This window comes from Arthrobacter oryzae, assembly GCF_037911235.1.
Classification (GTDB): domain Bacteria; phylum Actinomycetota; class Actinomycetes; order Actinomycetales; family Micrococcaceae; genus Arthrobacter; species Arthrobacter oryzae_E.
This window is the reverse complement of record NZ_JBBLYW010000037.1, coordinates 63157-69944: the sequence shown is the minus strand read 5'-3', so window position 1 is coordinate 69944 and position 6788 is coordinate 63157. Positions and strand designations below refer to the sequence as shown.

Annotated in this window: 7 protein-coding genes and 1 tRNA gene; 7 read left to right on the top strand and 1 reads right to left on the bottom strand. The window is 64.2% G+C overall.

Translation table 11 applies throughout. The annotated features are described in order from the left end of the window. Positions 1-55: 55 nt before the first annotated feature. Complete coding sequence (locus WMN78_RS11235; RefSeq protein ID WP_340533804.1) at positions 56-1273, bottom strand: pyridoxal phosphate-dependent aminotransferase; 1218 nt, start codon at positions 1271-1273, stop codon at positions 56-58. A 275-nt stretch (positions 1274-1548) separates the two neighbouring features. On the opposite strand from WMN78_RS11235, the gene WMN78_RS11230 reads away from it, so the two are divergent. The 7 genes from WMN78_RS11230 to WMN78_RS11200 all read left to right on the top strand — a co-directional run bounded on the left by WMN78_RS11230 (position 1549) and on the right by WMN78_RS11200 (position 6787). Next, a tRNA-Trp gene (locus WMN78_RS11230) sits at positions 1549-1621 on the top strand. Between the two features lie 81 nt (positions 1622-1702). Beyond that, complete coding sequence (gene secE, locus WMN78_RS11225) at positions 1703-1987, top strand: preprotein translocase subunit SecE (protein WP_317780457.1); 285 nt, start codon at positions 1703-1705, stop codon at positions 1985-1987. Positions 1988-2103: 116 nt separating this feature from the next. Further along, positions 2104-2934 carry a transcription termination/antitermination protein NusG gene (nusG, locus tag WMN78_RS11220; RefSeq protein ID WP_340533803.1) on the top strand — a complete coding sequence of 277 codons (831 nt, stop codon included), beginning with the start codon at positions 2104-2106 and terminating at the stop codon, positions 2932-2934. Between the two features lie 131 nt (positions 2935-3065). Next, positions 3066-3497, top strand: coding sequence for a 50S ribosomal protein L11 (gene rplK / locus WMN78_RS11215; protein WP_003803853.1), 432 nt, complete (start codon positions 3066-3068; stop codon positions 3495-3497). 197 nt (positions 3498-3694) lie between these two features. After that, positions 3695-4402: a 50S ribosomal protein L1 gene (gene rplA / locus WMN78_RS11210; RefSeq protein ID WP_011692825.1), complete on the top strand. Its 708-nt coding sequence runs from the start codon at positions 3695-3697 to the stop codon at positions 4400-4402. Positions 4403-4523: 121 nt separating this feature from the next. Then, complete coding sequence (locus WMN78_RS11205; protein WP_340533802.1) at positions 4524-5615, top strand: GNAT family N-acetyltransferase; 1092 nt, start codon at positions 4524-4526, stop codon at positions 5613-5615. Next, positions 5597-6787 carry a GNAT family N-acetyltransferase gene (locus WMN78_RS11200; RefSeq protein ID WP_340533801.1) on the top strand — a complete coding sequence of 397 codons (1191 nt, stop codon included), beginning with the start codon at positions 5597-5599 and terminating at the stop codon, positions 6785-6787. Before WMN78_RS11205 ends, WMN78_RS11200 begins: the two co-directional genes overlap by 19 nt. Position 6788 lies beyond the last annotated feature (1 nt).

Here is a 6788-nt window from a genome sequence, read left to right as displayed (position 1 = left end):
TTGGGAGAAGCGAGAGAGCGTCTGTGTTTGTCCTGCGAAAAGTGAGAGAGCGTGCCTACTTGGCTTTGCCGAGGAAGCCCTGGAGCCGCGCCACGCCGGTGGCGAGGTCGTCGTCGCCCAGCGCGTAGGACAGGCGCAAGTAGCCCGAGGGGCCGAAGGCCTCGCCGGGAACAACTGCAACCTCAACCTCATCCAGGATGAGTGCCGCGAGCTCAGCGGAAGTCTGCGGGCGGACGGTCCCGTTCGCCGTCTCGAATTCCTTGCCCAGCAGGCCGCGGACGTCCGCGTAGACGTAGAAGGCTCCCTTCGGCGTCGGGCATTCCACTCCATCGATGGCATTCAGGCCGGCGACAATCGCCTTCCGGCGGCGGTCGAAGGCCACCTTCATCTCGTCCACCGCGGTGAGCGGCCCGGAGACGGCCGCGAGGGCCGCGACCTGCGGGATGTTGGAGACATTGGAGGTGGCGTGCGACTGCAGGTTGGTGGCCGCCTTGATGACGTCCGCCGGGCCGATCATCCAGCCCACCCGCCAGCCGGTCATGGCGTAGGTTTTGGCAACGCCGTTGAGGATAACTACCTGGTCTCCGAGTTCGGGAACCGCCGTGGCAATCGACGTGAAGGGAACGCCGTCATAGGTGAGGTGTTCGTAGATTTCGTCGGTGACCACCCACAGTCCCTTGGAGGCGGCCCACAAGCCAATTTCCCGGACCTGCTCCGGCGAGTACACGGAACCGGTGGGGTTGGACGGGGAGACGAACAGCAGGATCTTGGTGCGCTCAGTCAGGGCTGCTTCCAGCTGCTCCACAGTGACGAGGTAATCCTGTTCCGGGCCGGCGAAGACCTCCACCGGCACGCCGCCGGCCAGCCGGATGGCTTCCGGATAGGTGGTCCAGAACGGCGTGGGAACGATGACTTCGTCGCCCGGATCCACCAGGGTGGCGAAGGTGTTGTACACGGCCTGCTTGCCGCCGTTGGTGACCAGGACCTGTGACGCCTCGGCTTTGTAGCCGGAATCCCGGAGCGTCTTGTCCACAATGGCCTGCTTGAGCTCCGGCAGCCCGCCGGCGGGGGAGTACCGGTGGTACTTCGGCTGGCTTGCGGCCTCAATGGCTGCCTGGACGATGTAGCCGGGTGTCGGGAAGTCGGGTTCCCCGGCGCCGAAGCCGATGACCGGCCGGCCGGCTGCCTTGAGTGCCTTTGCCTTGGCATCAACGGCCAGGGTGGCGGATTCGGCGATAGCGGAAATGCGTTGGGAAACGCGGGCGGCAGGCATGGCGGGGTCCATTCTTTGCTTGCAGCTCGATGGCTGGATGTGGGATTCGACGAGATCTACTCTATGCTGTTCAGCGGATCGTTCAGCGTGACGGCCAGGAATGTGACCGTGTCCCGGTCGGCATGCCCCGGCAGTCGCAAGAATGGTCCGAAATGAGGCTGGTTCGACGTAAGCGCAGTTCTTGCGTAGACTAGTTCTCCGGTGTTGAAAACACGATGATGGCCTGCGCCCCGTGAAGTCTGCGGGAAGTGTGGCGTGATGGGTTTTCGCTCCATAGGGTAGTGGCGCAATTGGTAGCGCAGCGGTCTCCAAAACCGCAGGTTGCAGGTTCGAGTCCTGTCTGCCCTGCGCAAGCGGTTCCGGCGGTTAGTCGGAGCCAGCGCAGCAACCATGGTTCAGTTCAGAGCCGGGTATCCGACATTTGCGAGGATGAGTGAGGACCAGGTGACCGAAACGGCTGCAAGCAGCTCCAAGGGCCGCCCCGCCAAGAATGCCGCCAAGTCCGGCTTCTTCGCTCGCATCGCACTCTTCGTCCGCCAGGTCATCGGCGAACTGAAGAAGGTCGTCGCACCCACCCGCAAGGAACTGATCAACTACACGCTCGTGGTGCTGGTGTTCGTGATCATCATGATGCTCATCGTTACCGTCCTGGACTTGGCTTTCGGAACCGGAGTGAGCTGGGTCTTCGGCGGCACAGGCCCCACGGACCGCTAAGGCGATCCGTCCGCAGACTGCGTTGAATGCTGCCGGGAATCCGGAAGCATTCACGGAGTGTGCGGAATTGAGCCATTTAAATAGGCATGTTAGGCAATGAGGAAGCAGGAGACCAAGTGTCTGAGCAGGAGCTCGAGGTAACTGAGACTGAGCTGGATGGGTCCACGGACAGCACAACAGACGCCGCGGCGGTAGCCGGGGAAGAGTCCGAGGTTGAGTCTGCTGCGCCCGATTCCATCGACGATTCCTCTGAAGCCGACGCTGAAGCCGACGTTGACGCTGAAGCCGACGCTGACGCCGATGAAGATCAGGCTGACGCCCTGGCAGCCGCGGCCGCCAAGGCCGAGGTCGATCCGGCTGAGGAATTCAAAGCCAAGCTGCGCCGCCAGGAGGGTGACTGGTACGTCATCCACTCCTACGCGGGTTACGAAAACCGCGTCAAGGCCAACCTTGAAACCCGCATCCAGACCCTGGACATGGAAGATTACATCTTCGAAATCCAGGTGCCGATGGAAGAGGTCGTTGAGATCAAGAACGCTCAGCGCAAGGTCATCAACCGCGTCCGCATCCCCGGCTACGTGCTGGTCCGCATGGACCTGACGGACGCGTCCTGGGGCGCCGTTCGCCACACCCCCGGCGTCACCGGCTTCGTGGGCAACGCCCACAACCCCGTGCCGCTGCGCCTGGACGAGGTCTTCTCGATGCTCGCCCCGGTCTTCGAAGAAGAGCAGGCCGAGAAGGGCAAGCCGGTCAAGCACGCAGCCGCTCCCGTGGATGTCGACTTCGAAGTCGGCGAGTCCGTCATCGTCAAGGAAGGTCCGTTCGAGACCCTCCCCGCCACGATCTCCGAGATCAAGATCGATTCCCAGACCCTCGTGGTGCTGGTCTCCATCTTCGAACGCGAGACCCCGGTCACCCTGGCATTCAACCAGGTCACCAAGATCTAGCAACACCCCACAGAATTCGCTCCGGGGCTGCCCGCTTAGCAGTCACGAAGCGGCCGGCCGCCTCGCCATGGCGGCCACCAACCTGAGGCACGCTCCTGTGTCCCAGGACGTAATTGAGAGAAGGACCTACATTGGCTCCCAAGAAGAAGGTCACCGGCCTCATCAAACTGCAGATCCAGGCAGGTGCCGCTAACCCGGCCCCGCCGATCGGTCCTGCGCTTGGCCAGCACGGTGTCAACATCATGGAATTCTGCAAGGCGTACAACGCTGCGACGGAAGCCCAGCGCGGCAACGTTATTCCTGTTGAAATCACGGTCTACGAAGACCGTTCGTTCACGTTCATCACCAAGACCCCGCCGGCTGCAGAGCTCATCAAGAAGGCTGCAGGCGTCGCCAAGGGTTCAGCTACCCCGCACACCGTCAAGGTTGCCAAGCTGACCCAGGCCCAGGTCAACGAGATCGCCTCCACCAAGATGGAAGACCTCAACGCCACCAGCCTCGAAGGCGCAGCGAAGATCATCGCCGGCACCGCCCGCTCCATGGGTATCACCGTCGAGGGTTAATTCCCCACCGCTGATGCGGCGCCTGAGATCGGGTAAACAAGCAACCGATCACGACGCCGGACGGCACCGCCGGGAAACCGGCACCACCTAAACATTGAAATGTTGGAAATCCGTCCGCATCAACCGGCCGGAACATCCAACTGTGGCAGGGCCCAGCGCGGTCCGCAGACCACAACTGCACAAGGAGAATAAGCAGCATGGCAAAGCGCAGCAAAGCATATGAGGCAGCCGCCGCCAAGATCGACGCGGAGAAGTTCTACGCGCCGTTCGAGGCAGTGACGCTGGCCAAGGACACCAACCCGTCCAAGTTCGACGCCACCGTTGAGGTCGCTTTCCGCCTGGGTGTTGACCCGCGTAAGGCTGACCAGATGGTTCGCGGCACCGTTAACCTGCCGCACGGCACCGGTAAGGTTGCCCGCGTCCTCGTCTTCGCGACGGGCGACAAGGCAGAAGCGGCAATCGCTGCCGGCGCCGACTTCGTTGGTTCCGACGACCTGATCGAAAAGATCGCAGCCGGCTGGACCGACTTCGACGCCGCCGTCGCCACCCCTGACCTCATGGGCAAGGTTGGCCGCCTCGGTAAGGTCCTGGGTCCGCGTAACCTGATGCCGAACCCGAAGACCGGTACGGTCACCCCGGATGTCACCAAGGCTGTCAACGACATCAAGGGCGGCAAGATCGACTTCCGCGTCGACAAGCACTCCAACCTGCACTTCATCATCGGCAAGGTTTCGTTCGACGCCATCAAGCTGGCCGAGAACTACGCAGCAGCACTGGAAGAGGTCCTTCGCCTGAAGCCGTCCGCTTCCAAGGGCCGCTACATCCAGAAGGCTACCGTGGCCACCACGTTCGGCCCGGGCATCTCGGTTGACCCCAACGTCACCAAGGTCCTGACCGAGGTCTAGTCCTCACCAGTTCCGCTTGAAAGACCGTCCCGCAGCTGCGGGGCGGTCTTTCTGCTTGTGCGGACCGACCGTGTGCTCGAGTTTCCGTTGCTGCGGGCCCCCGGACGGTTAGGCTGTCCCCGTGAATGCAGCGTCGTACGTCGTCGAACCCCTTGTCCTGCCCGACGCAATCGATTCCCCGGATGCTGGCGTATTCCGGGAGTTCGGGGCCCTCAGCGATGCCCTGGTGCTTGAAACCTGGGGTAATGCGGACCGCCTCGCGCCACTGGCAAGCAGGCTTCAATACTGGCGGGACAGCCCCTACGCGCAGGTGAGGCTATTCTTTGTGCGGGTGGAAGGGCGGATGGTGGCGCGGTCCTGGATCCGCTTCGGCGTCCAGGAGAACCTCCAGACCGCGCTCCTGCATGTGACTGTGCTGAAGGAGTTCTCGGGCCGAGGCATCGGCGAGGCGTTGCTGGGGCACGCCGAGCAGTTGGCAGCATCGCGCGGATGCACCACCCTTCAGACGTTCACGGAGCACCCGGCCGATTTCGACGCCGAAGGACCCGGTCTGCTCCAACCGGCAACGGGAACCGGCGGCGTGCCCGCCGACGCGAAAGGGGTGCGTTTCGCCCTCCGGGCCGGCTACCGGCTGGAGCAGGTGGAACGCTTCAGCGCCCTGTCCCTCCCGGCGGACGTCGGCACGCTCGCTGCACTGGAAAACGAAGCACAGGAGAAGGCGGCGCAGCAGTACGAGCTGCTGCATTGGACGGACCATTGCCCCGAGGAATTTGCGGAACAACTCGCCGTCCTGATGTCCCGCATGAGCACGGACACGCCAGTGGGCGCCCTCAGTTACGACGAGGAAACCTGGGACGTGCCCCGGGTCCGCCACGTGGAGAAAACGTGGAAGAAAGCCGGCCTGAACTCCCTGGTGGCAAGTGCCCGCCACAGGGCTACCGGGGAGCTCGCCGCGTACTCTGTGCTTCAGGTGTCAGACCTGAAGCCCTGGCTGGCGAACCAGGACGATACCTTGGTGGCGAGCCACCACCGCGGGCACCGCCTTGGCATGCTGGTCAAGCTGCTCAACATTCGCCATCTGCTCGCAGGCTACCCCCAGGTTGAGCGCATCGTGACGTTCAACGCCGCTGAGAACGATCACATGTTGGCCATCAATGTGGCGCTCGGTTTCCGGCCCGCGGGATACGACGGCGAATGGCAGAAAACGCTGTGACCGGCCTTGCTATCACCGCCGTCGCGGCCCCGCAGCCCGGCGATGAAGGCACGGGGCGTGCCGCGGGCCTGAGGGCCTGCCGTGCGCTCCGCGACGCGAACCATATGGCCAAGTGGGGAAACCTGGACCGTGCCTCGACGCTCCGCGAGGACCAGGAATATTGGCGCGGAACCGGTTACGAGGAGCGCCTGCAGTTCCTCGCGACTCTGGACGGAGCTCCGGTGGGCACCTGCTCGGTGCTGCTCCCGCTCAAGGAAAACACCGCGGCGGCGTGGATCGAAGTGCTGGTCTCGGCCCGGTACCGGCGGCAGGGGATAGGCCGGCGGTTGCTGGAAGTTGCCGAGGAGACGGCCCGGTCGCGCGGACGCAGGGTCTTTGAAGGCTACTGCGAGGAGCCCGACTCGGCGGCCGGCCCCGGCTCGGCGGCTGGCCCCGGCTCGGCGGCTGGCCCCGGCTCGGCGGCTGGCCCCGGCTCGGCGGCCGGCTCCGGCTCGGCGGCCGGCAGGGAAGAACTGCCGGCGAAATCGGGAAGCGGGGGAGTTCCGCTGAAGCTTGCCTCGACCCGCTTTGCCTTGGCCTCCGGTTATGAACTGGAGCAGGTGGAGAGGTCCAGCAGGCTGCGGCTGCCTGTTGAACCGGGGCTGCTGGACGCGCTGGAGGCCGATGCCAGGGCGCACGCGGGAAACTACCGGGTGGTGGGCTGGCGGGGCAGCTGTCCGGAGGCCCTTGTGGATGCCTATGCGGTCCTTAGGGGCAGGATGACCGCCGACGTACCGACGGCGGGCCTGGAAGCCGAGGAAGAGGAATGGGACGCAGCGAGGGTGCGTGTTGAGGAACAAAGCTGGGAGCGCAGCGGGGTCGTGGCGCTGGTGGCGGCAGTGCAGCACGCAGGAACCGGGGAACTGGCAGCCTTTACCGTGCTGAGTTACCGCCCGGAGCGGCCCCTTGTCCTGATCCAGGAGGACACGCTGGTGGCGGGCCCGCACCGGGGCCGCCGGCTGGGCATGCTGGCCAAGATCGCCAATATCCGGCTCGCCCAGGACAGCTGCCCGGCCGCGGCGTCGATCATTACATGGAACGCCAGCGAAAACCGGCATATGCTGGCGATAAATATTTCGCTTGGATTCAAGCCCGCCGGCTTTGAAGGTGAGTGGCAGAAACGACTGGAATGAC